This window comes from Rhizobium sp. P2_G9, from assembly GCF_056403475.1.
On record NZ_JBFUFK010000013.1, the window covers coordinates 99,638 to 125,313 of the forward strand.

17 protein-coding genes are annotated in these 25,676 nt (G+C 61.0%); 9 read left to right on the forward strand and 8 right to left on the reverse strand.

The genetic code is table 11. The features are described from left to right. Positions 1 to 8: 8 nt before the first annotated feature. Together AC1DYF_RS12910 and AC1DYF_RS12915 are read right to left on the reverse strand one after the other, a co-directional pair. Positions 9 to 323, reverse strand: coding sequence for a MocE family 2Fe-2S type ferredoxin (locus tag AC1DYF_RS12910; RefSeq protein ID WP_477877136.1), 315 nt, complete (start codon positions 321 to 323; stop codon positions 9 to 11). 78 nt (positions 324 to 401) lie between these two features. Further along, complete coding sequence (locus AC1DYF_RS12915) at positions 402 to 1,493, reverse strand: fatty acid desaturase family protein (RefSeq protein ID WP_477877137.1); 1,092 nt, start codon at positions 1,491 to 1,493, stop codon at positions 402 to 404. Between the two features lie 172 nt (positions 1,494 to 1,665). Here AC1DYF_RS12915 and AC1DYF_RS12920 point away from each other — a divergent pair, with 172 nt between their 5' ends. The 6 genes from AC1DYF_RS12920 to AC1DYF_RS12945 all read left to right on the forward strand — a co-directional run bounded on the left by AC1DYF_RS12920 (position 1,666) and on the right by AC1DYF_RS12945 (position 10,471). Further along, complete coding sequence (locus tag AC1DYF_RS12920; protein ID WP_477877138.1) at positions 1,666 to 2,697, forward strand: LacI family DNA-binding transcriptional regulator; 1,032 nt, start codon at positions 1,666 to 1,668, stop codon at positions 2,695 to 2,697. A gap of 205 nt (positions 2,698 to 2,902) precedes the next feature. Continuing rightward, positions 2,903 to 3,706 carry a TIM barrel protein gene (locus AC1DYF_RS12925; protein ID WP_477877139.1) on the forward strand — a complete coding sequence of 268 codons (804 nt, stop codon included), beginning with the start codon at positions 2,903 to 2,905 and terminating at the stop codon, positions 3,704 to 3,706. 220 nt (positions 3,707 to 3,926) lie between these two features. After that, complete coding sequence (locus tag AC1DYF_RS12930) at positions 3,927 to 4,850, forward strand: sugar ABC transporter substrate-binding protein (RefSeq protein WP_477877140.1); 924 nt, start codon at positions 3,927 to 3,929, stop codon at positions 4,848 to 4,850. A gap of 91 nt (positions 4,851 to 4,941) precedes the next feature. Next, positions 4,942 to 6,483, forward strand: coding sequence for a sugar ABC transporter ATP-binding protein (locus tag AC1DYF_RS12935; RefSeq protein WP_477877141.1), 1,542 nt, complete (start codon positions 4,942 to 4,944; stop codon positions 6,481 to 6,483). A 25-nt stretch (positions 6,484 to 6,508) separates the two neighbouring features. Further along, positions 6,509 to 7,591 (forward strand): ABC transporter permease, encoded by a 1,083-nt coding sequence (locus tag AC1DYF_RS12940; RefSeq protein ID WP_477877142.1) that lies wholly within the window; start codon positions 6,509 to 6,511, stop codon positions 7,589 to 7,591. A 354-nt stretch (positions 7,592 to 7,945) separates the two neighbouring features. Then, complete coding sequence (locus AC1DYF_RS12945; protein ID WP_477877143.1) at positions 7,946 to 10,471, forward strand: methyl-accepting chemotaxis protein; 2,526 nt, start codon at positions 7,946 to 7,948, stop codon at positions 10,469 to 10,471. 201 nt (positions 10,472 to 10,672) lie between these two features. On the opposite strand, the gene AC1DYF_RS12950 is transcribed toward AC1DYF_RS12945, so the two are convergent. The 4 genes from AC1DYF_RS12950 to AC1DYF_RS12965 form a co-directional block, all read right to left on the reverse strand. Beyond that, the gene (locus AC1DYF_RS12950; protein ID WP_477877144.1) at positions 10,673 to 11,272 is read right to left on the reverse strand and encodes a pentapeptide repeat-containing protein; all 600 of its coding nucleotides are present in this window, start codon (positions 11,270 to 11,272) and stop codon (positions 10,673 to 10,675) included. Between the two features lie 190 nt (positions 11,273 to 11,462). Then, a complete protein-coding gene (gene pbpC, locus AC1DYF_RS12955) occupies positions 11,463 to 13,541 on the reverse strand; it encodes a penicillin-binding protein 1C (RefSeq protein ID WP_477877145.1) in 2,079 nt (692 codons plus the stop codon). Then, positions 13,538 to 18,985 carry an alpha-2-macroglobulin family protein gene (locus AC1DYF_RS12960; RefSeq protein WP_477877146.1) on the reverse strand — a complete coding sequence of 1,816 codons (5,448 nt, stop codon included), beginning with the start codon at positions 18,983 to 18,985 and terminating at the stop codon, positions 13,538 to 13,540. The genes pbpC and AC1DYF_RS12960 overlap by 4 nt, the downstream gene beginning before the upstream one ends. Positions 18,986 to 19,531: 546 nt before the next feature. Then, positions 19,532 to 20,008, reverse strand: coding sequence for a DUF1851 domain-containing protein (locus AC1DYF_RS12965; RefSeq protein ID WP_477877147.1), 477 nt, complete (start codon positions 20,006 to 20,008; stop codon positions 19,532 to 19,534). 151 nt (positions 20,009 to 20,159) lie between these two features. On the opposite strand from AC1DYF_RS12965, the gene AC1DYF_RS12970 reads away from it, so the two are divergent. Then, entirely contained in the window at positions 20,160 to 20,618 is a 459-nt protein-coding gene (locus AC1DYF_RS12970; protein ID WP_477877148.1) for a hypothetical protein, read from the forward strand. Positions 20,619 to 20,992: 374 nt separating this feature from the next. Further along, entirely contained in the window at positions 20,993 to 22,774 is a 1,782-nt protein-coding gene (locus tag AC1DYF_RS12975; RefSeq protein ID WP_477877149.1) for an adenylate/guanylate cyclase domain-containing protein, read from the forward strand. A 303-nt stretch (positions 22,775 to 23,077) separates the two neighbouring features. On the opposite strand, the gene AC1DYF_RS12980 is transcribed toward AC1DYF_RS12975, so the two are convergent. Together AC1DYF_RS12980 and AC1DYF_RS12985 are read right to left on the reverse strand one after the other, a co-directional pair. After that, complete coding sequence (locus tag AC1DYF_RS12980) at positions 23,078 to 23,500, reverse strand: GFA family protein (RefSeq protein WP_477877150.1); 423 nt, start codon at positions 23,498 to 23,500, stop codon at positions 23,078 to 23,080. Positions 23,501 to 23,649: 149 nt separating this feature from the next. Beyond that, a complete protein-coding gene (locus AC1DYF_RS12985) occupies positions 23,650 to 24,570 on the reverse strand; it encodes a sigma factor (protein ID WP_477877151.1) in 921 nt (306 codons plus the stop codon). A 737-nt stretch (positions 24,571 to 25,307) separates the two neighbouring features. Here AC1DYF_RS12985 and AC1DYF_RS12990 point away from each other — a divergent pair. Beyond that, positions 25,308 to 25,667, forward strand: a complete 360-nt coding sequence (locus AC1DYF_RS12990; protein ID WP_477877152.1) for an SPW repeat protein — start codon at positions 25,308 to 25,310, stop codon at positions 25,665 to 25,667. Positions 25,668 to 25,676: the final 9 nt, after the last annotated feature.

Below are 25,676 nucleotides of genomic sequence, written 5' to 3' on the forward strand. Positions count from 1 at the left end.
GCGCAGCATCAGGGCACCTGGAGCAAGACGGTGTCGCCGTCGACCTTGACCGGATAGGTTTTCAGGTTGACGCAGACCGGCGCGCCCTTGGCGTCACCGGTCTTGTAGTTGAAGCGGCCGTTATGTTTGGGACATTCGATGATGTCGTCCATCACCAGGCCATCGGCGAGATGGATCTGCTCATGCGTGCAAAGCCCATCGGTGGCGTGGAACGTATCCTCGGGGCTGCGATAGACGGCATAGGTCTTGCCGCCGTGATCGAAGCGCATCACGTCCTCTTCGTCGATATCGTCCTTGTCGCAGACCTTGACCCATTCGCTCATCGGGTTTCCTCCTGAAATGATGATGTCGTTATAGCGTCTTTTTGAGGTGTGTCGTGATCAATTTGGCATCAAAATGATCTATTCGGCCGGCATGGCGACGACCTCGCCGTGGAATTCCGGCCGATAGGGCTTGGCCGAGGCCGGCAGTTCGCGGCGGACATACCATTCCGGCTCGCGGCGCTGGCGCCACAGGGCGGGAATGATTTCCCGATAGGCTTCCCAGGTCGAGGCATAGGGCTTCGGCGTGTCGGCCTTCATCCGCTCATGCAGCCTGGGCAGCGCATGATAGGGGACCATGGGGAACATGTGATGCTCCACATGATAGTTCATATTCCAATAGAGGAAGCGGAAGACCGGGTTCATGTAGACGGTGCGCGAATTCAGCCGATGGTCGAGCACGTTCTCGGCAAGGCCAGCATGCTGGGTCAGGCCGACCATGTTGGAGAACCAGCCGCCATACATGGTCGGCAGGATGCCGATCAGCATCAGCGGCAGGATGGAATGGAAAGCAAGGGCGATCGCGATCGTTGCCACATAGATCGCCATCCAGGCCCGCGCGGTCCAGTAAACCTTCGGCCATTCGGATTGCGGAACGAAGGTCTTCTCCTCCTCGCTCAGCCGGCCGAAGGCATAGTTGACGGCGCTCCAGAGCGCGGTGGGCGCGTTGATGATGTTGAAGAAATTGAGCGCGATCTTCCACAAGGCCGGCGGGCGCATGGCGACGATTTCCGGGTCGCGGCCGACGATGATCGTGTCGGTGTGATGGCGCGTATGGCTCCAGCGCCAGATCGCCGGATTGCGCATGATCATGAAGCAGGCAATGGCATAGACCGCGTCGTTGATCCAGCGCGTCTTGAAGGCGGTGCCGTGGCCGCATTCGTGCCAGCGCGAATCCGAAGACGAACCGTAGAGCACGCCATAGGCGATGAAGAACGGAACCGACCACCAGGAGCCCCAGAGCAGCGCGGCGGTGCCGCCGAAGCCGATCAGCAGCGCAAACCAGAGGATCGTGTCGCGGATCGCCGGGCCATCGCTGCGGCTCATCAWTTCCTTCATCTCCTTGYGCGGGATGTCTGTGTGATACCATTCGGCGGCAGACAGTCCGTCCTCGGCGGCTTTGGCGCCATCGATCCCCAGCAGGCTGTAATCTCTTTTCGTCGGTGTCTTCATAAACTTCCTCCCGCGGTGGTTCGGGCCGCCGGCGCCGGATATCGGGTGCGCGTTGAATGACGAAAGGATAGGGTGATCGGCGGCGTTGCTCAATGCACCTATGAAATATTCTATCATTCATTGCAAAACACATCCTCATGATGATATGTTTCTCTCAAACGGAGGAGAGGGCATGGCCTCGCGCCCCACCATTGCCGACCTTGCCAAGGCCGCGGGCGTCAGCGTCGCCACGGTCGACCGGGTGATCAACGGCCGTCACAAGGTGCGGGAGGAAACGTCGCGGCGGGTCTATGACGCCGCCACCGATATCGGCTTCCATGCGGTCAGCCTGCTGCGGCAACGCGTCTTCGAAGGCCTGCCGCAATATAAACTCGGCTTCATCCTGCAGAAGCCGAAGCATGATTTCTACCAGGCTTTCGCCCGCGAACTGGAAAATGCGGTTCTGTCCGCGCCGGGTATTCGCGGTGTGCCGCAGATCGAATTCGCCACCAACCAGACGCCGACCGCGCTTGCCGACATGATCCGCACGGTCGGCGGCCGCAACCAGGCGCTGGCGATGACGGCGCCCGATTATCCGGCGCTGACGGTGGCGGTCGAGGAGTTGAAGGCCAAGGGCATTCCGGTGTTCTCGCTGCTCTCCGACTTCGCCTCCGGCATTCGCGAGGGCTATCTCGGCCTCAACAACCGCAAGGTCGGGCGGACCGCAGCGTGGATGATCGCCAAGGCGGCGAAGCGGCCGGGCAAGGTGGCGGTTTTCGTCGGCAGCCACAGATTTCATGGCCATGAATTGCGCGAAATGGGTTTCCGCTCCTATTTCCGCGAACATGCGCCGGAATTCGAGGTGCTGGACACGCTGGTCAATCTCGAGACGCGGCAGATCACCCATGAGGCGACGCTCGATCTCTTGCACCGGCATCCGGACCTGATCGGCTTCTATGTCGCCGGCGGCGGCATGGAGGGGGCGATCTCGGCGATCCGCGAGGAACAACTCGGCGGCAAGCTCAACATCGTCGTCAACGAACTGACGCCGGATTCGCGCTCGGCGCTCGCCGACGACGTGGTGATGATGGCGATCGCCACGCCGCTGCAGCATCTCTGCCGCGACTTGATCGGCCTGATGGTGAAAACGATCGAGAATGGTCCGGCGAGCGTGCCGGGGCAGACGTTCCTGCCGTTCGAGATGTATGTGCCGGAGAATATTTGAGCGCTTCCGGCTCCCTCTTCTCCCCGCTGGAGAAGAGGGAGCCGGCGACCTTCTCTTGCAAGAATCCCATCATTTCTGCCGTTCTTTCTTTCAGGGATGCTACTTTCGCAAGCCGATTCCGCTTTGACGAAAGCCTCCGAACCTGCTGACTTATGCGCGAAACCGGAGGAACCGGCCGCTGACATAAGCGCCGGAATGAGGCAGAATGAAATACGCATTGAACCATATGACCGCGCCGCGTCTCGGCGTTTCCAAGTTTTTCGAGCTTGCAAAATCGCTCGGCATCAGCGCGGTGGAAATCCGCAACGACCTCGCCGGCAACGCCATTCTCGACGGCACGCCGCCGGCAAAAATCCGCGACCTGGCCGGCGAAGCCCGTCTGGACATCATTTCGATCAATGCCTTGCAGCGCTTCAACGAATGGAATGATGCGCGGGAAAAGGAAGCGGTCGAGCTTGCGGCCTATGCCCGCGATTGCGGTGCCAAGGCGCTGGTCCTGGTGCCCGTCAATGACGGCAGCGGCCGGGCGGAAGGCGAGCGGCAGGGCAATGTGCGGGTATCGCTCAAGGCGCTGAAGCCGATCCTGGCCGATCACGGCTTGACCGGCCTGGTCGAGCCGCTCGGCTTCCAGATCTGTTCGCTGCGCTCCAAGCGGGAGGCGGTCGACGCCATCAATGCCGTCGGCGGCACCGGCATTTTTCGCCTGGTGCATGATACATTCCATCACGTGCTCGCTGGCGAACCGGAAATTTTTGCCGAGCGGACCGGACTGGTGCATATTTCCGGTGTCACCGACACTGCCGTCGGCATCGACGATATGCTGGATGCGCATCGCGTCATGGTCGGGCCGGGCGACCGGATGGACAATGTCAGCCAGATCAGGGCGCTCAGCGCCGCTGGTTACGACGGCTACTTCTCGTTCGAGCCGTTCGCGGCGTCGGTACACGACAATGCCGATCCTGAGAAGATGATCAAAGACAGCATGGACTATATCGACCGGCCGGTCTGAAAGTTCGATGAGCGAGGGCGAAATCCGGTCCGTTCCACAAAAAAGGGAACGGACCGGATTGACAGCCGCAGAAAATGGAATAAAAATTCCGAAATATGGAACGGCGGATTTTATGTTCCATATTGGATATTGGGAGATATCCGCAAACAGTTGGCCCCGAAGAACGGGGTTCCGGTTCAAGTGAGGTGCCGCCGGACACCGCATGTGGAGGAGAAAGACAATGAAGAAATTCCTGCTCGGGACAGCGATGGCCGCGATCATGGCGGCTTCGGCGCATGCCGGCACGATCGGCGTGTCGATGGCCGATTCCGATACGTTCCTGACGGTGCTGCGCAAGGGCATCGAGAAGGCGGCGGCGGATGCCAACCAGCCGGTGCAGATCGAAATCGCCGACGACGACGTGCAGAAGCAGCTGTCGCAGATCCAGAACTTCATCGCCGCCAAGGTCGATGCGATCATCGTCAATGCGGTCGATACCTCGGCCTCGGCACCGATGACCAAACTTGCCAACGATGCCGGCATCCCGATCGTCTATGTCAACCGCCAGCCGATCGACGTCGATGCGCTCGGTCCCAAGGGTGCGTTCGTTGCCTCCAACGAAGCCGATTCCGGCACGCTGGAAACCAAGGAAGTCTGCCGCCTGCTCAAGGGCAAGGGCGACATCCTGGTCATGGAAGGCGACCTTGCCAACCAGGCCGCCGTACAGCGCACCAAGGACATCCATGACGTGATCGCCACGCCGGACTGCGCTGGCATGAAGATCCTCGACGAGCAGACCGCCGTCTGGGATCCGGTCAAGGCGCAGGACCTGATGACCAACTGGATCGCCGCCGGCCACAAGCCTGCCGCCGTGATCGCCAACAACGACAATATGGCGATCGGCGCGATCAACGCCATGAAGGCTGCCGGCTGGGATATGAAGGATGTCGTCGTCGGCGGCGTCGACGCCACCCAGGAAGCGCTGGCTTATATGAAGAACGGCGATCTCGACGTCACCGTCTTCCAGGATGCGTTCGGCCAGGGTTCCGGCGCGGTCGACGCGGCGATCAAGCTTGCCAAGGGCGAGAAGGTCGAGACGAAGGTCTGGATTCCGTTCCAGCTGGTCACGCCTGACAACATGGCCAAGTTCGTGACCAAGAACTGATCGGCGAGGGTATCCGATTGCCGTGCGTCGCCCTGTCAAGGGGCGGCGCACGGTATGCTCCAAGGATAGTGCCGTTGCAAGGATCATGCCCATGACAGTCAGCCCGTCCACGATGCAGGCCGTGCGCGAAAGCGGTGCGGTGCCCGGCTCCGAATACCTTCTCGAAGTGGAGGATGTGCGCAAGGAATTTCCGGGCGTCGTCGCACTCGACAAGGTTGAGCTCAAGCTCAAGCGCGGTACCGTACATGCGCTGATGGGCGAGAACGGCGCCGGCAAGTCGACGCTGATGAAGATTCTCGCCGGCATCTACACGCCCGACACCGGCAGCTTCAAGCTGCGCGGCCAGGACATCCGCCTCAAGAGCCCGCTCGATGCGCTGGAAAACGGTATCGCCATGATCCATCAGGAGCTCAACCTGATGAATCCGATGACCGTGGCCGAGAATATCTGGATCCGCCGCGAGCCGAGGAGCCGTTTCGGCCTGATCAATCACGGCGAGATGAACCGTATGACGGAGGCGCTGTTCAAGCGGCTCGATATCGATATCGACCCCGAGATCAAGATCGGCCGGCTGTCGGTCGCCAGCCGGCAGATGGTCGAGATCGCCAAGGCGGTCTCCTACAATTCCGATGTGCTGATCATGGACGAGCCGACCTCGGCGCTGACGGAAAAGGAGGTGAGCCACCTGTTCCGCATCATCCGGTCGCTGAAGGCCGAAGGCAAAGGCATCATCTACATCACCCACAAGATGAACGAGCTGTTCGAGATCGCCGACGAGGTCTCGGTGTTTCGCGATGGACACTATATTGCCACCAAGCCGTCGAGCGAGGTCACCCGTGACGACATCATCCGCATGATGGTCGGCCGCGAAATCACGCAGATGTTCCCCAAGGAGACGGTGCCGATCGGCGATGTGGTGCTTTCGGTCAAGAATCTGACGCTGAAGGGCATCTTCCACGATGTCAGTTTTGATGTCCGCGCCGGCGAGATTCTGGGCTTTGCCGGGCTGGTCGGCTCCGGGCGCTCCAATGTCGCCGAGACGATCTTCGGCGTCACGCCGGCCAATTCCGGCCAGATCTTCATCCGCGGCGAGGAGGTCAAGATGTCGTCGCCGGCGGTGGCGATGCGGCATGGCATGGCCTTCCTGACGGAAGATCGCAAGGAAACAGGCTGCTTCCTGCTGCTCGACATCCAGGAAAATGCCCAGATGGCGGTGCTGCAGAACCGCTATGTCAATTTCGGCTTCGTGCAGCAGGGCAAGCTGTCGCGCGATGCGGCTACCATGGCCAATCGGCTCAGGGTGCGCACGCCCGACATGCACGAGCGCATCCTGAACCTGTCCGGCGGCAACCAGCAGAAAGTGCTGATCAGCCGCTGGCTGATGACCGACCCGAAGATTCTCATCCTCGACGAGCCGACGCGCGGCATCGATGTCGGCGCCAAGGCGGAAATCCACCGGCTGATCTCGCAACTGGCGGGGCAGGGGGTGGCGGTCATCATGATCTCGTCGGAAATGCCTGAGGTCCTCGGCATGAGCGACCGCATCCTGGTGCTGCATGAAGGACGTGTGACGGGTATTCTGGACCGCAAGGATGCGGACCAGGTGAAGATCATGGAACTGGCGTCACACTGATCGGTGACGGTGTGGGGAGACGGTTATGACTGAGAGAACAAACGAATTAGGCAATACTTCCGCCACCGGTCTGAAGAAGGTCCGCAGACTGCCGGCCGAGATTTCGATCCTTGCGGTGCTGATCGGCATCATCCTGGTCTTCGAGGTGCTCGGCTGGTATTTCATCGGCGACAGCTTCATCGCCAACAAGCAGCGCATCTCGATCATCGTGCTGCAGGTGGCGGTCACCGGCATCATCGCCGTGGGCGTCACCCAGGTCATCATCACCGGCGGCGTCGACCTGTCGTCCGGATCGATGGTGGGTTTCATCGCCATGGTGGCCGCCAGCTTTGCGCAGACGGCGATCAATTCGCGCGCCGTCTTCCTGCAGCCGGAATGGTCGAAGTTCGGTTTCGGCTGGTTCATCGATGCGAGCCCGGTCTGGGCGATCGTTGCCGGCCTGCTGCTTGGCTTGCTGCTTGGCTGGTTGAATGGTTTCCTGATCGCCAAGACCGGCATTCCGCCATTCATCGCCACGCTGGGCATGATGGTGTCGGCACGCGGTCTGGCACGCTGGTACACGGAAGGCCAGCCGGTGGCGCTGCTCAGCCCGGATTTCGCCTGGTTCGGCCAGAGCTTTGAGGTTGCGGGCTTTCCGGTGCCGCGGCCGGTGATCATTTTCTTCCTTGTGGCAATCATCTGTCACATCGCACTTGCCTATACGCGTTACGGCAAGTTCACCTATGCGATCGGCGCCAATCCGCTGGCGGCCCGCGTCTCGGGTATCGATATCGGCCGGCACCTGATCAAGGTCTATGCCGTTGCCGGCCTGCTCTCCGGCCTCGCCGGCGTGATGCTCGCGGCTCGTGCCCAGTCCGGCCAGCCGAATATGGGCATCGGCTTCGAACTGGACGCGATTGCCGGCGCTGTGATCGGCGGCACGTCGCTGGCGGGCGGCGTCGGACGGATCACGGGCACGGTGATCGGCACGATCATTCTCGGCGTGGTGACGTCGGGCTTCACCTTCCTCAGGGTGGGTGCGTATTACCAGGAAATCGTCAAGGGCGCGATCATCGTCGCGGCGGTGGCGATCGACGTCTACAGGCAGAAGCGCAAGGGCAGGGCGTAGCCGCGCCCTCCCTGTCCTCCCCCGCGGGGAGAAGTTGTCCTAAGGACAGATGAGGGCTTCGCGCGTGGGGCGCCCCCCTCATCCGGCCTCTATGGGCCAACTTCTCCCCGATGGGAGAAGAGGGAGCAAGCATCTGCGAGCCTTGCCTCGTTGGGAGATGCGCGCCTTCGATCAACGCAGCAGGGCCGATGGGGTGTCAACACTGCGGAACGCCGATGGCCGGAAGCGCCGAAAGCACACCGATGCGACACGACTGTCGCGTCCAACCTCTCTCAAATGCGATTCCACCAAAATTCGAACAGTGTGACGACACCCGCATCCGATGCGATGCGACAGCGATCAAGGAGTTGCTCCGTGAGAATCGATGACCTTCTTTCGCGCTTCAAGATACAGACGAAGGTATCGATCTTCGTCGTGCCGTTCATCTTGTGTATCTGCGCAGTCGGCGTCATCGGCTTTGCGACGTCACGCACCCTGAGCAACAGACTTGTGCTGTCGAGCGAGATCATGCGCTCCCTTGGCGGTTTCCGCGACGTCTCGGCGGCGATGAACCAGTTTCTCGAACATTCGTCCACGAATGCGCGCGACGCCGTTCTCGCTCAATTGGCCAATCAGAAGACCATACTTGAGACGGTCCGCGCCTCGTTGGCAGGAAATGCGGCCGGTGCTTCGGACCTGACGGCGGCCATCGAGGGCGTCGGTCACACGGACGCTCAGATCGAAACGCTCTGGAAGCTTTTCGAGGACGAAAGCGCTGTGCGGGCTGAGATCAAGAGCGACATGGACGCTTTGACCAAGCTGCAGGCGGGACTCAAGACCAATAGCGCCAAGCTTCAGTTCCTGATGAAGAAGGACACGGACGCGGCCGACAAGATCTTTCTCGCCGCCAGCAAAATAGACAATGTCATCCAGGCAATCGCCGGTGGCTTCGACAAATTCGATGCGGCAAAATCCGTTGGCGACAAGCAGGCCGCGGTCAAGGCACTGATTGCCGGCTTCAGCTGGCAACGCGGCCTGCTGGAGAGCAATCTGCCGGTGGCGTTCAAGCTGCTTCCGAATGAATTCGACCAATCCTTCAAGGCGTTGCAGGCGGCAGTCGACGTGACCTCCGTCCTGCCGAATGACACGCTGACCGAGAGCGCGGTTGCCGCGAAAAAGACATTGGCCAGGCTGATTGACGCCTATGGCGAAAAAATGCGCGAGGCGGCGGCACAGCTGACCAAAGCGAAGACCGCGGCGATCCCGGTCGGTCGCGCCACGCTCGCCGCCAAGCAGATCGTAGAGGATGTCTTCAACGTCAAGATCCAGTTTGCAAGTTTTCTGCTCGAGGCAAGCAAGAGCAACCAGGCTGCGGTGTCCGACAGGCTGCAGTTCATGAAGAAGAGCATTGGCGGGCTGCTGACGAATTCCGGCAGCATTGCAGAGTTCAAGGATTTGGGAACGCAGCTTGGCAAAGTGGCGGACAGCCTGCTGTCCCACAGCCAGGCTCTGGTTGATATCAGCGAGAAGCGCAGCACCGAATTTGCCGTTGGCTCCGCTGAAATCGGCGCGGTCTGGCAACATCTCACCCAGTTCGCCCAGTCGCAGATGCAAAGCGCCGGAGCGGAGCGCGACAGCGCCAATTCTATCTCGATCGGCACGACGCTGGCCGGGATCTTGATCGCCATCTTTGCCGGCATCGGATTGGTCATGACCTTCAAGGGGCCGATCGGGCAGATCACGTCGGCCATGCGCAAGCTCTCGGAAGGAAAGCTCGACACAGCGATCAATGGGCAAGCGCGCGTCGACGAAATCGGCGAAATGGCGCGCGCGCTCGGCGTTTTCAAGCAGAATGCGGTCGCCAAGATCGAGATCGAACGCCAGAGCGAAGCCGAGCGCGCCACTGCGGAAGCCGAGCGCCTGCGCAATGACCAGGAAAAGCTCGATATCGACGGCCAGATCGACTTTGCCGTCAATGCGCTTGCCGCAGGCCTCGGCCGGTTGTCGCAGGGTGATATTTCGCAGACGATCGAGACGCCTTTCTTCGGCCGTCTCGAACAGCTGCGCAGTGATTTCAACACGTCGCTGCTACGGTTGCAGACGACGATGGCGAATGTCCGCGACAATATCTTCCTGATCCAGCGCAATGCCGGCGAGATGAGTGCGGCGGTCGACGAACTGTCCAAGCGCACCGAACAGCAGGCCGCCTCTCTCGAACAAACCGCGGCAGCGGTCGAGGAGATTACCGTGACGGTCAAATCCTCTTCCGAGCGGGCGCAGGAGGCCAATCAGATCGTCTCCGAGACCAAGCAGTCCGCGGATGCGTCCTCGGTGGTCGTCGCAAATGCGATCGATGCCATGGGCCGGATCGAGGGAGCCTCGAACCAGATCGTCCAGATCATCAGCGTGATCGATGAAATCGCCTTTCAAACCAACCTGCTGGCCCTGAATGCCGGCATTGAAGCGGCACGCGCCGGAGAGGCCGGCAAGGGCTTTGCGGTCGTGGCGCAGGAAGTGCGCGAGCTCGCGCAGCGGTCGGCACAGGCGGCGCAGGAAATCAAGGGCCTGATTGAAACGTCGAGTAATGAAGTGTCAGCAGGATCGCAGTTGGTGCAGGAGACCGGCAGGGTCCTGACGGAGATTTCGGAAAAAATCGTCACCGTCTCCGAACGGGTGGAGATGATCGCCGTGGCGAGCCGTGACCAAGCGCTTGCATTGGGTGAAGTCAATGCGTCCGTCAATTCGATGGATCATATGACGCAACAGAATGCGGCCATGGTGGAGGAGACCAATGCCGCCACCCAGCATCTCGCCACGGAGGCTGATAATCTCATGGCGCTGATTGGGCAGTTCAGGATTGGCGATGCGGCGAAGGGTGAGGCGGGGCAGTTGGTGGCTTAGCGGCTGTCGCTGCGATTGCTTGGGGCTTCGGCATTTTACCGTGTGGCACCCCCCTCTGGGCGGTCGAGCCACTTTAATGTTACATATTCCACGATTGTTCTGCGAGTTGGCCGAAATCGCAGCTTCGGGCCGACTGGGCCAACTTGCTGGAAGGCAGACTGCGCTGCGCTCATTTACAGCCTTCCAGCGCGTTGTGGTCCATCATCTCGCCTCTTCGGCGTCGGCCAGACGTTTCATGTCGGCGAGTGCCTCGGCATTTTCGCTGTAAAAATCTGGAACGCGATCGATTGTCGGATCGCTGGCCAGATAGATCAGGATCGCCGCAGTCGCCGTACCGACGCTCTCTTCGAGTTTCAGTCCCGCATCTCCGGCGGATGTCACGACCCAGCCGGCACGGCTGTGCGTTGTCTCCGAAGTATGCCAGTATTCCATATCAAGTGCGCCGGGTCGCGATGCCGCAGCGTAGACAGTCCGGTGGATATTGTCGATTTTCGGCGCAGCCGGCAGGATGGCGCCCCTGAGATCGGCGCCCGTCAGCGTGGCGCCTGCCATATCGGCGTCCCTGAGATCAACCTCCCGAAGGTCGGCGCCGGTCAGATCGGTGCCTGTCAGCGCAGCGCCCCGCAAGTCCGCTTTCCGCAAATCGACGTCGCTGAGGTCGGCTCCTCGCAAAAGTGCGTCCTGAAGGTTGATCCCTTTGAGCTCCGCCCCCGTCAGATCTGCATTGGCTTCCAGCGCCTGGCCCAGGGCCTCGCGGAGCTTGACGCCATAGTCCGCGTCGGCGGCGCATTCAATTTCCACTGCAATTGGTTTCTTATGTGTCCTTCGAAAGCGGATCTCAAACTGCATACATAGTTCCTCTGCAAACGATGAGTAGTCGGGTTGAAATAGGCAGAGCTGCGTATTCCCAGAGCAATTCCAGGAGAAGTGGATACCGGTTCTCCGTCCGGAAATGGGGTAGACCCAACAGTCGTGTCGCCACCGTGCATGCCTACTTCAAAAACACATGCACCGTCGCCGCCCGCCCGACGGCATCAATCACCGTCAGCGTCGAATACCCCGCCCCGTCCGGCTGCCATTGATAGGTCCGGTTGCGGGTCGGATCATCCAGCGTCCTGCCGTTCGCCAGCCAGCGGAACGGCGGCCTGCCGCCCTGCAGTTTCAATGACAGCGGCATGGCGTCGGCTGTCGCGAGGTCGAGCTCGATCTGCGCATCCTCGGGCGGATAGACGATCTGCGGTGCAGGTTCGCGTGCGCTGATCGTCACGAGGCCATTGGCATTGCGGGCGAAGCGTTTGAGGGTGACCGGCAGCTCCGACTCCGAGAGCCTGAACGCACCGGCCGGTGCTTCGTGCAGCGGCGTATAGGCCACGCCCGATTTGGCAAAGGCGTCGAACAGGATGGGCGCGGCCGAGACGAAGCCGGAAAGGCCGGGGATCGCGGCATTGTCGGCGCGGCCGACCCAGACGCCGAGCACGTAGCGGCCATCGAAGCCGACCGTCCAGGCGTCGCGAAAGCCATAGCTGGTGCCGGTCTTGTAGGCGATGCCGCGATTGATGGCGCCGAGCGGCGGGCGCATGCCGGAGAGGATATCGGTCACCTGCCAGTCGGCGACCGCATCGAGGATCGGCTCGCCGTCGATCTGGCTCGGCTGCTCGTGGATGCCGTCGCCGATATTGACCGGATGGCCGCGATTGGCCAGCCCGCAATAGAGTTGCACAAGATCATGCAGCGTGATGCCGACGCCGCCGAGCGCGATCGCCAGGCCCGGCGTGTCGTCGGTCGGCAGCACCGGCTTGACGTTGGCGCGGCGGAAGCGGACGAGCAGTTTCGTCGTACCCACCGCATCGAGCACGCGCACCGCCGGTACGTTGAGGCTCATCTGCAGCGCCTGGCGGATGGTGACGTCGCCCTGGTAGGATGTGTCGAAATTCTTCGGCCGATAGCCGGAGAAATCGGCCGGACGGTCTTCGATGATCGTCTGCTGGGCGATCATGCCGTCTTCGAAGGCGAGCCCATAGATGAACGGTTTCAGCGTCGAGCCGGGCGAGCGCAGGATGCGCGTCTGGTCGATCCAGCCGAAGCGGCTGGCGTCGAAATAATTGGCCGAGCCGATCTCAGCGACGATGGCGCCGGTGCGGGCATCGGCCATGACCATGGCGACCGAGACTTTCGGGCCAAGCCGCGACGCGGCATCGCGGGCCACGTCTTCCAGCGCCCGCTGGATATTGCGCTTCAGCGTCGTCTTGAAGACCTGCTGCTTCGGCTGCTTGCGCAGGGCTGCCTCGGCGATATGGGCGGCGAAGGCCGGCATCAGGCGCCGGCGCGGAATGGCGGTGAAACGGGCGCGGCCGGCTTCGCTGTCGCCGATGACGGTCTCGACCGACAGCCGCTCCAGCACGCGTTCGCGGGCGGCGCGGGCATTGTCGTAGAAGCGGTCCGGGCGGCGGCGTTCGGGCGATTGCGGCAGCGACACGAGCAGGGCTGCTTCGCCGACGGTCAGCCGTTTCGGCTCGCGGCCGAAATAGGCGAGGCTCGCCGAGCGGATGCCTTCGACATTGCCGCCATAGGGGGCGAGATTGAGATAGAGATCGAGGATCTCAGCCTTGGTCAGCCGCCGTTCGATTTGCACGGCGCGGGCCATCTGCAACAGCTTGGCGCCCAGGGAGCGTTCCGGCCGCGGCTCGATCAGGCGCGCCACCTGCATGGACAGCGTCGAAGCGCCGGAGACGACATGGCCATGGGTGAAGACCTGGAGGAAGGCGCGGCTCATGGCGACGAGATCGATGCCGTCATGATCGTAGAAGCGCTGATCCTCGTAGGCGACCAGCATTTTGAGATAGCGCGGATCGACGTCGGACGCCTTGACCTTCAGGCGCCATTTGCCGTCCTTGGTGGTGAAGGCGCGCAGCAGCTGGCCATCGGCATCCAGCACTTCGCGTGAACGCTCCGACGCCGCGGTGAGCGGCGGCGGAAAGGCCTGGTCGGCGGCATGCAGACCCCAGGTGATCCCGGCGGCCAATGCCGCCTGGACCACCGAGAAGGCCAGCAATCTGTGCCCGAGCTTCATTTCTTTTCGACTTCCATCTTGCCGGCTGCGGTACGGGCCGAGAATTGCGGCCGGTACATGTCTTCGACCTGTGCGGCCGGATGGTCATAGACGCCCGGGTTCACCGCACGGACGACATAGGCGAGCGTGATCTCGGCATTGTCGCCCGGATTGTGGTCGACCGCCGCGAGGAACCGGTCGTAGCGGAATTCGAGATGGGCAGCCTGGGTCTGCGGCAGCCAGTCGAAATTCGTCAGGTCGGCGCTGTTGACCAAGCTCGGATTGTCGATCTCGAAGCCGGCCGGCAAGAGGTCGGTGATCATCAGGCGCGACGACCAGTCGTTGTTGACGTTGACCTTGAGGACGACGACATAACGCTCGTTCTGCTTGATGTCGCTGATATTGGCTTCCTCGCCGTCCATCGTATAGTAAGCGCGCGAGATGTCGAAGCCGTTACCGCCGGCATTCAGCGGCTCCTTGGGCGAGGCAACCGTCGTCACCACTGCCGTGACCGGATCATTGGCAGTGTTGACGATGTTGATCGGATGGGTCAGCAGCGCGTCACCCGTCAGCCGGGTTTCATAGCCGCCCTTCTTCACCTGATCATTGACCTCGACGCGGATATCCTGGTCGGCATCCTTGAGTGCGCGGGCTGCGAGCGTCAGCCAGGCCTGTTCCTGGGTGCTGGTCCAGGTCGACTTCTCCCATTCCTTGCCGACGACGTTGGTCATGTCAGGCACGATCTGCGACATCGGACGGCTTTCGGCCGCCAGAGCCAGGATCGCCGCATCGTCGCGCAGGTTCGAACCATAGTTGGAGCGAGCCCAATTGACCTCGGTCAGCAGACCCTGCTGATGCGCGGCCTCGGCGAAGATGCGCTCGGAGCGTTCGTGGTCGCCATAGAGCGCCAGGGCCGCGCCGATATAGGCCTTGGACAGTTCGGTGGGGAACTGGCCGATCATCGTGTCGGCATAGTAACGCAGGTCGCTGATCGCGGCCTTGCGGTTGCGGGCCAGCACATAGAGCGCATAGGCCATCTCTTCGCCGCGGCCGGCGACATTGTTGTCATAGCCGAGCTGGTTTTCGAGATTGTTGAGCGCCGAGACCAAAGCCTGTTCCGGCACGTCATATTTCTGCTCGCGGGCGCGGGTCAGGAAGTCGGTGACATAGTCATCGAGCCAGAAGTCGCCGGAGCCCGGACCCCAGAGGCCGAAGCTGCCCGTCGAGGCCTGGTAGGACAGCACGCGATAGATGGCCTCCTGCACGCGCTTCTTGACTTCGCCGTCATCCGGCAGGCCGGCCTTGGCGTTGAGCTCGCTGAGATAGAGCAGCGGCATCGCGCGGCTGGTGGTCTGCTCGGCGCAGCCATAGGGGTAGCGGTCGAGCGACATCAAGAGGCCGGGTATGTCGAAGGCCGGCGACCGCGTCAGGTTGACGCTGATCGAGGCGCCCTGCATGATCGAATTGGCCAGCAGCTGGCTGTCGACGAGCAGAGTGCGACCCGGATCGATGCGCACCAGGCGCCGCTCGGTCATCGGTAGCGTCGAGGGCCGGACGAGGACATCGACATTCTGCGTGATGTTGAAGCCGCCCTCCCTGGCAAGCGTCAAGGTCAGTGCGCCCTGGCCGGGCAGGCCACCCTTGACCGGCACGATCAGCGCCGTCTTGCCGCCGGCAGTCAGCGTCACCTTGCGGGTCTGCGCCTTGCTGTCGATCGAGATCGTCGGATCCGGCGAGATGGTCAGTGTATAGTCGCCTGCCGGCGCATCGGTGTCGGCAACGTCGAGGCGCAATTCCGCCTGATCCCCGGGTGCGAGGAATTTCGGCATCGAGGCGGTGATCACCACGGGGTCGCGGATGATCACGTCGCGGGTCGCATGGCCGAGGCCGGCCTTGGTCCAGGCCACCGCCATCAGGCGGGCCGTGCCGTTGAACTGAGGGATGTCGAATTTGACATGCGCCATCCCTTGCGCGTCCAGCTTCACCGGACCGGAGAAGAAGGCGATCAGCTTCTGGGTGGGCGGGTTGGCGCCGAGCGGCCTTTCCGTACCGTCACCGCCGTTGCGCAGCGCACCCATCGTGCCGAGCGACCCATCGATCAGGCGACCATAGATGTCGCGGATTTCGAGGCCGAGCCGGCGCTGGCCGAAATACCAGTCTTCCGGCGCCGGCGGTTCGTAGTTGGTGAGGTTCAGGATGCCGACATCGACGGCGGCGACCGTGACATAGGCGTCTTCGTTGGCGCCGGCGCCCTTGACGGCGACGGCGATATCGAGCGGCTGGCGCGGGAGCATCTTGTCGGGAGCGGTCAGCGACACGTTGAGATGGTTCTCGCCCGGATCGACCGTCAGCCATTTGACGCCGATGGCGCGCATCGGCATGCGGCTTGCCTGTGCATCACCGGGGCGGAAGAGCGTCGCGGTGACATAGGCGCCGGCGCCGAAATCCTTGGTGACCGGGATTTCGATATCGGTGCCGTCCTTCGAAACCGAGGCGTTGATCGTCTCGATGACGCTTTCGGTGCCGACATTGATCAGCGCCTCGCCGGCAAAGCGCGGCGAGATATGCAGCTTGGCGACATCGCCGACCTTGTAGCTGTCGCGGTCGAGCGCGATTTCAAGGCCATCCGGCGTATCGGTCGAGGCCTGCGGCACATACCAGCCGGCGTCGAATTCGACGCTCGACGTCGCGCCGTCACTGCTGGCGGTCTCGATCTCCAGGCGATAGCGGCCCCAGGTGACCGGCGCCTGCACACGGGCGCCGTCGGTGGTCACGTCGATATTGCCGCTGGCGACCTGTCTCGGCGTGTCGACCGGTTCATAGCGCCAGGAGGTGCCATCGCGATACCATTGGTAGTCGCGGTCGATGGCCATCAGGCGCCAGGTCAGGCCGGTCATGGCGGTCTTCTTGGCGTCGCGGTCGAGCGCGATGACATGGAAGGCGGCCAGCGAATTCTCGCCGACATAACCGTCGAATTCCGGCTTGATGCCGATCATTTCATTGCCGGTCCTGACCGGCAGCGTGACGTGGCGTTCGACGGCGCGGCCACCGGCTTCCTTCATGCGGACGACGATATTGGCCTGCAGGAGCTGGGTGGTCGAGGGCAGGCTCGGCAGGTTGATGTCGAGCGTGGCCTTGCCCTGGTCGTCGAGGGACGGCAGGCTATCGAGCGGCGTGCGGGTGTCGTCGCCGGCCTGCTCGTCGGCGAGGCCGAAGAGATAGCCGGGATAGGCATCGCTGGTATGGGTCGGCTTGACGCCGATATCGCCTTCGAGGTCAAGACCGGCAGCCGGCGCGCCATAGAGGAAACGGCCGTCGATATCGACCTTGGCGGCCAGGCCAGGCTCGATGGCCTTATCCTTGGCCGTCATGGTGAATTCGATGCGGTCGGGGGTGAAATCTTCGACGAGGAAGGTCTCTTCGCTCAGCGCAGCCTGGTTGACGTCGGTATAGGCGCGGACCGTCCAGGTGCCGCGCATGGCGGTGTTGAGCAGCGGCAGGTCGAGATTATAGCCGCCGGCATGGCTGTCATTGACGACCATGCGGCGATCTTCGACGCCGTCGGGGCGGGTGAAGATGAACGTCAGCGGCAGCTTGTCGATCGCTTGCGCGGCGATGTCGCGGGCAAGGGCCGAGACATGTACGGTTTCGCCGGCGCGGTAGATGCCGCGCTCGGTCCAGCTCAGCACGTCGACGGCGCCGGGGGCGGCACGGCCGGTGACGCCGCGGTCGGAAAGATCGAAGCCGGCGCGGGTCAGGTCGAGGAAGACATAGTCCTTGTCGCCACTCCTGGCGGTCAGCATGGCGGGTGTCATGCCGGCTTTGCCGCGCATCAGGCCGGCGGAGATCACGGCGCGGCCGTTCTGGTCCGATGTCGCGGTGCCGAGCACTTCATTGTTGCGGGCCAGCAGCGTCAGCGTCACGCCGGGCAGCGGCTTGGCGGAGGCGAGCGAACGGGTGAAGACATTGAGGCCATCGGTGCCGGCATAGGTGGAAATGCCGATATCGGAGACGACGAACCATTGCGTCGACTTGCCGTCCCAATTGTCGGAACTGTCCTTGTCGCCGGCGACGGCGGTCAGGACATAGATGCCGGGTTCGCGCTTCGGCAGCGCCGTGTCGACCGGGAAGGAGGTGATGACTTCCTTGTTGAGCTCCGACTTGATGTCGATCGTGCCCTGCCAGATCAGCTGACCCTGGTCGTTTTCGACCGTCTGCGCCCGATAACCGTCGAGCTGGGAGAGGAATTGCGAATTGGTCAGGATCGAGGTGATGTTGCGGTCGCCGATGCGATAGAGTTTCAGCAGGGCGCTTGGCGTGTTGATCGAGACAATCGGAATGCCATGGCGGGCCGTGCCCGGCAGGACGAAATTGTCGCCGGTGAAGCGCACGGAGGCGTCGCGATCCTTGACATAGACGTCGAGGTCGACCTGGTTCTGCAGGGGCTCGTCGACCGAGGACGGCAGGCCGGCGCGCAGCGCGATCTTGTAGCGGTCGCCGTGGACGAGGCCTTCGACGCAGAGCTGGCTGCCCTTGTTGGAAATCGCCTTGGGGGCGGCGCCGTCGACGGTGACATAGGACGAATAATCGGTGCCGCTCTTCACCAGCGCTTCGGAGAATTGCACGCAGGCGCGCGGATTGGCATTGTCATTGTCGATGGTGTTGCCGGTGACGCGGAAACCCTGGCGGGCGCGCAGGTCCTCATAGGCGGTCTCGACCGCCGGGCTCTGCACCAGCTTCAGGCTGGCCTTGTAGGCGGTCAGCGCCGGGCGGTAATTCTCCATATTCGCCAGCGCCTTGGCGAGGCTGGAGAGTGCTGCGGCACGCAGGCCCTTGCTGCGGCTCACCTGATAGGCGTTGATCGCCGCCTGCAGGCCGGCATTGTTGACGTCGCTGTTGGCGGTGATGCGGTTGGCCGCATCGGCCATCTCGGTCCAGAGCTGGGAATCGTCGGGCGAGATCACCAGCGCGCTCTTGAACGTGGCGAGCGCATGGTCGATCGTGCCGGAGGTCACGTCCTTGCGGGCGATGAACAGCAGCGACTGCAGGCCCATATCGGCCTGGCCGTCAGCGGTCGCGAGATTGGCGCGCATCTGTTTGGCGTCGTTGGTCTGCTGTTCGGTGAGGAATTTCAGCGGCGGTGCGGCGCCGATATCGGGCTCGGCTATGGTGTCGACCACCTTGCCGGCGATCGCGCCGACGAAGGGGTTCATCTTGTTGAAATCCGACTTCAGGAAGCACCACTTGGCTTTCACATTATAGGTGAAGGCCTTGCACTGGTCGTCGCCCATGCAGGTGGTTTTGCATTGGTCGAGCGTCAGGTTCTGCACGGTGCGCAGGTCGAAACCGAAATAATCCGCATCCTTGACGGTGACCACGCTGTGGTTGGCGCCGGCGGCGTGGGCGGCGAAGGGCTGAAGTAGCAAAGTACCGAGAATGAGGGCGGATCGGATGAACGTGCGCATGGACGTAAGTGCTCCCGATTGTGGCGCTGGGCCGATGATCCAATGTTTCAGTGCGGGCGGAGGCAAGTCAAGATCGAAGTGCTGATCGAATGCCTCCCGCCAATGAATTGTCTTGCGAAATGAAGGATTTGTGTCTGGTGAAGGGAAGCGCAAAAGGCCTCGGCGCAGCAGGTGCACGCGTAAAATCACCATGTCGGTCGTTGAGCCGCAACATTTGCCTCCCTCGGGTAAAGTCGCACGCGCGACCGCTTTTGGCGCGGTCTGCCGGCATGGTGGAAGACGCGTCGCCGAGGGAGTTTATTCGGCCCTGATCACGATTATTTTATGATGACGTGAGGGCACGAGGCTGCGGATCACGAATGATTGAAGCTGATGGGCACTCCTCTGCCATGACGTGCAGGATGCCTTGCCAAGCCGCTGAACTGGGTTGGCCTTCTATGCGGCGAAGTTGGGGGCAAATGGCGAGAAGCGTTTATATGAGTGAGATGATGTCGCTGGGGGGGTGATCGGCCCGCGAAATTCAAGACTTGGGCAAGCGTGGCCCTATCAATCGCTTATCGAAAAGTTCCCCAATCGTGTGCCATCCGGCAGGTCCTTGATCTGCTGCCATATTTGTCCAAGGACACTGTAGTGAACGGACAAATCCGTTGGTTCCAGGTTCTCGACGGCATATTCACCGCCCAGGAATGGCGGAATGCGGTAGCTGTAGCACTCGTCTTCACCCAGAGCCATGCCGGCAGCGACGCAGCTGTCGACAAGCGATGTTGCAAGCCAAATCGAGGCGTTGTCGCCTTGCTTGAGCCGAGCGGCAAAGTCGTTTTGATTGTCGGCGATCCGCGTCAGGCTGCCGGCGCCAAGATCAAGAAAATGGACGCTCCCGTCCTCGAAGACAGCGATGATGTCGCCGACTTTGTTGACGAGCCAGACCGTGAACCTGGGCGGAAAGACCGGAAGCCAATCGGAGAGCAATTCCTTCCAGTTTTTGCCATTTTGGTCGATCAAATAGTCAGTGACTTGGCTCATTTTGGAGTCCGATTTCGGCGTCGTGCCGCAGATGATGCTCATCGGGCACGTAAAGCGCAAGACAGGCTGGTTGTTGGAGCGTCATGAATTCCGCGACAAGCCGAGCCAATGCGAAAGCTCATCTTAAAGCAGTGACCACAGGGAGAGCACAATGAACAAAGCATGCTGCTACATTGCGTTTCTGGCGCTTCTGAACGTCTATCCAGCCTCCGCCGCCGAATATGCATATCCAGTCGTCGAGCCTAGCACCGCGTCTTCGGAGATATCCAAACTCTTGGCCGACGCCAAGCCTGATGAGGCGGCGGCCGCCCTTGAGAAAGATTTACGCTCAACGACGTCAACAAAGTCCAATTCCGAGCAATTGACGACCGCCTTCAAACTCCTCACCAAAAATGGCAAAGCCGACGTTGATGATGAAGTCTTGAATACGAAATACGGTAACTCGATTAATATTATCATCGACTATGTGCATTTTCCGCACCCGGATCTTCCGGTCAATCAATTCCTATTTCTAAGATATATATTCATGAGGAACGGAAGCGGGTGGATCATGACAAACTTTGACTTCAAGACGTCTCCGATATTTCCACCGCCTGGTTGGAGAGGCTGACCAGCGGCCGGGTGATGCAAAATCAGGAATTCGCCCTGTTGCTTTGTAGGGATGATCCATAACTGCAACTGCATTGTGAGATTTTTGGTGGGGTATGGTGCTTGGATTGGGGGCGGGCTTTGCCGGGCGCCATTTGATCGGTCGCCGTTATTGGGGCTTAATGGCATAGATGACGATCTCTCCGCCGCCCGGGGGAAACGAAACCTGAAATCGAATCCTGCATGCAAACCATGTCAAGTTTTCAAATAGAAGCTGACCCAATCCTGTCGAGCACACATTCCCAACCAAGGCCGAGGCGATTTTGCCAACTTGCATCTTTTCTTTGACCTGGCCTCCCCGTATCTTGCCGGTCTCCAGATGGGGCAGTGTGCCGCATGAGTGAAATCCGGAAGCTGGCAGCAATCTTGGTCACCGATGTCGTCGGATACAGCCGGCTGGCGAGGATAGACGAAGACGATATCCTGTCGCAGCTACGAGTGCTGCGCGGCGATCTTATCGAGCCCACCGTGGCCATGCACCATGGTCGTGTGGTCAAGAGCACCGGCGACGGCAGTCTTGTCGAGTTCGGCAGTGTCGTAAATGCCGTGCAGTGCGCCATCAAAATCCAAACGGAGATGCTGGAGCGCAATTCCGGCCGGTCCAGCGACCGCCGCGTAGAGTTGCGGATCGGCATTCACCTGGGTGACGTCGTACAAGAGAGCGACGGTGATCTGATGGGTGACGGGGTGAATGTGGCCGCGCGCCTTGAAGGTGTTTGCGAGCCCGGCTGCATATGTTTGTCCGAGCAGGCCTACTGGCAAGTCAGGGCACGGCTCGAAGTCGCGGTTATCGACCGCGGCGCAGTGCAACTCAAGAACATCCCTGATCCAGTCCATGTCTATTCGCTGCAGATTGGCGATCCCAATGTCAGGGGCGCGGCGCAAATGTCTCCCAGGAATGTCTCGGTATCCACGGTGGCTTCCGAACCGGTCGTTGCCGTTCTCCCTTTCACAGTCGCTGGTGACAGTGACCCTGTGCTGGTGGATGGCATTATCGAAGAGATTACCGATGGTCTAGCCCGTTTCAAGACTGTGACCATCATCGCTCGTGCATCGGCCTTTGCCTTTCCTGCGACCAACCGGCCCTCGCCGCAGGTCGTCAGCGAAAAACTTGGCGCTGATCATCTCGTCGAAGGGACATTTCGCCGAACGACAGCCGGTTTCCGTATCTCCGTGACGCTGACGCATGCTCCGAGCGGCCGGCAGATCTGGGGCGAGAGTTTTGATTGCGCCGAGGCCGATCTTCTGGGCATCGACTTGATCATCGCCAGACGCATTATCAGTCGTCTCGTCGCCAATATCGAAGAATCCGTACTTCGCCGTAGCGCAACGAAACCGGCTGCAAGCCTGCACGCTTTCGAATATCTCACGCGGGGAATTGTCTATCTGAGAGGTTATGGGCAGGACGTTAACGAGAAGGCGAGAGACTATTTCCTGCGCGCAATCGCGATCGATTCAAGTTATGGGTTGGCTTACGCCTATCTCGCACTGAGCGACCTGATAATCGCCGAATATGGCTCTGCTCCAAGACCTGTCCTGGAGGCGTGCCGCAATAATGCGCTTCAGGCTCTCACCTTCGCGCCCGAAGAGGCGCGTTGCCACCGTATTATGGCGCTGGTGCGGTTATATCTTCGCGAACATGCTGCCGCGGAGGGGCACCTGCAACGTGCACTGGACCTCAATCCTTACGATGCCGACACGCTTGCCCAAATGGGTTATCTTCGCACGATGCGGGGTTACGCGCTCGACGGGCTTGGATGGCTCAATCGCGCGGCAGCCCTTAATCCGTTTCATCCGCCATGGTATCACTTCGATCGGTCAATGGCGCTCTACGTGCTTGGCCGCTATGCCGAGGCGGTCGAGGCGATCGAAGGACTACCCCTCCACCACCGCGCGCCAGAAATCCTCCGCGCGGCCGCTCACGCGATGAATGGCAACGAGGCCGCCGCCGCCCGCTACATCACCATAGCCGTGGATATGAAACCCGACCTTGGCGTCGAGACCGACATTGAGCGGGGCACCGAGTTCGAACGCGAGAGTGACCTCGCGCATTTGCTGGAGGGGGTGCGGCTTGCAATGGCGGCCTGTCGGCCTTCGTCTCACGCTTCGACACGTTGAGCCCCTCCCGCGCTGACATGCAAAGGAAGCGACTGAAACCTGACATCGATTCCTATGAGGAAGATATTCCAGGTTTTCAGCCGAAAGTGTGATGATGCTTTCGACGGGGTCGATGCTCCCGCCCTCCCTGATGTCATTGAAACCGTAAACACGCCAACGTGCTCGCCGACCGCACGCGGCCCTCTCCGCACCGAACCGGAAAGTCAGAAACGGCGCAAAGAGCGCGATCGAGCGAGGTGTGGTGGCAACAGACGATAACCATTACCACCACATGTCCACAGTTCCCGAGCCATTCGGGCGACTTCAAAGCAGACGTATATCGGCAGGTTGTCGGTCGAAGCGATCGTGGCGGCCATCCAGGTAGTGAATTGGTGCTGCGGCCAATTCATCCGGGTTCACATCGTCGAGCAATTGAACCTGAACGGCGTAGAAAACACCGCCCATCGTTTCAAGATCGCCACGGCCGGGCGTGCGGATGCCACAGGCCTTGCAGAAATGAAATTGGATCGATGGCTCCGATCGACCTGGCGGTATCCATTGATATTCGGCCTGGGTTTCGCTGCCTGCAACGAGCCTGTACCTGTCGGCTGGCGTGAAGACGAGCCAGGATCGCGCTTTCGTACAACTTGAGCAATTGCACTTAATCGTTCCCGCGGCGATATCGACGTCGGCTTCGAAGCGGACCGTGCCGCAATGGCAGCTGCCGGAATAAGTCTTTAAAGTCATATGAGCGATCTCCTTTGTCATCGACACCAGTTCGAACCGTTCGAACTGGTGTCGACGATGGTTGCGCTCCTAAGACGTAGCCCGGTCGCCGCGAGATACGTGGCGACTGCATTTTTTTGGCCGCGGCATTTTTTTGGCCGCGTGCCGCTTCAAGTCTCGGCGATCGTGATCAGCTCTGCGGCGTCGAGAATCCAGGAACTCTTGATATAGTCGGTGATACCGCTGATCTTGTCCTGGGTCGTGGTGAGACGGATCACCGAGAATGGGGTCTGCTCCGGCAGGTCGGCGCGCAGAATGATGACCACCATTTCGCCGTCGATCGAACCCAGCGCCATGCGCCAGGGAATGATCGGACGTTCGTATTCGACAAAGTAGGGCGAGTCGGCCAGGCGGCCCGAGAAGCAATCGGCGACCCGCAGCCTTGCATCGGCGCTGGCAAGCTCACGCACGCCGTCCCAGTCGCGCCGATTGAAGCGATCCACATAGAGGCGCAGCAGTTCCATGGCCTCGGCATTCGGCATCGATCCGGCTGCTGGCGTCTGCGGCAATGCCTGCAGTTTTGCGCGCCCGCGGCTGAGCGCGGATTTCACGCCGCCGGATGTCGAACCGACCAGATCGGCGATTTCGTCGAGCGAATAGTCGAAGACGTCCTTGAGGAGGACGCAGGCGCGTTCCTTGGGCGGGAGGTGATAGACCAGTCGCTCAACGGCACGGCTGACACCGCCACCCGGCGGCTCGATCGGAAGAACGACATCGGACGGCATGACAGCCGTCTCCGCCTGTTGGCGAACACGCCGCCGGCGCAGGAAGTCGATGCATCGGTTGTGCGCGATGCGGAAGAGCCAATGGCTGAGCGCCATGCTCTGATCGTGCATTGCCAATTTGCGATAGGCTTCGAACAACGCCTCCTGCATGACGTCCTCGCCATCGAGGACGGAGTTCGTCATGCGCGCGCAGTAGCGGTGCAAAGCGGGGCGAAGATGCGTGATGGTCTCGAGAAACGCGGTGTGACCGGCATCGAATAGTCCGGCCGTTTCGAAATCGGTCCGCGGGTCAGCCTGGGTGTCCATCATCGTTCCTGCAGTCTCAGTACCCGGAGATATTTTCAGGTAGTTTGACAATTGACAACTGGGCGGCTTCGCATTTGTTGGGCGTGCGACTGGATAGACCTCGGTTGGAGAAATGCCGTCGCCGGTGTGGAGCTGAAAGAAATTGTCGCCGATCCAGCGATCGAATTGGCCGGCGATGACGAGGCCGCTGCCATACAGCAGCGATTGGGCGCGCTCTGTGCGCAGGCCCTTGCAACAGGCGATCGGCGATTTTCCCAGCGCCGCTGTGCGGCGGCGCTGCAGGGTGCGCGCGCTTTCCGCTGGCGATTTCTTGTTCTGAAAGTCCTGTGACAGCAGTGGGCAGCCAATCGACTGTGCTTCGCAAATGAAGCCTGTTGCCGCAGGCCTGATCACTTAAGGAGCGTGTCATGACGCATCGTGGCTGCGGCTGATCCTTCGAGGCGCCATTGCGCTTCACGTCATTGGGCACCATGGTGACGGGGTGGGCCGGACGCAGCGATGACCTGGGCGGTCGAGCTCCACGCTGTCGGCGGTGGGGAATGCCCCGAGCGAAGGCGAGCACTTGCCTGATACTTTCGTCCCCACCGAAAGTTAAGACAGGCGGGACGGCCGCGAACAGCTAAGATCTCAAAGACAAAATCTTTCAAAAGACGGTCCTTCCGTCATTATTTTCCTTGGGTCGAATGTCGAAGAAGAGGTATAATACTTCAGTTGAACTTCTAGTATGGAGGTCTGACATGCCCAATGTTCAGATGAAAGGAAAGAGTGCGCTGGATCTTGTCAATGTGGTCCTCGCGGCATGCGTCTTCGCTTCGCCATGGGTTGTCGGTTTCGTACCCGAAACCATGCCGAGCTGGAACGCGTGGCTTGTCGGAGGACTGCTTGGCGCGCTGGCGGTTGCCGAAATTTCGGTTTTCGCCGAGTGGGAAGAATGGGTTGGCCTGGTGCTAGGCTGCTGGCTGGTCGCATCTCCCTGGTTGCTTGGTTTTGCAACCAACGTGAATGCGATGTGGACTGACGTGGTGCTCGGACTTCTCGTGGCCGCAGCATCGCTTTGGTCGGTCTGGCAGCAGCACCATCCTCATGCACACGCCTGATCGCAAATC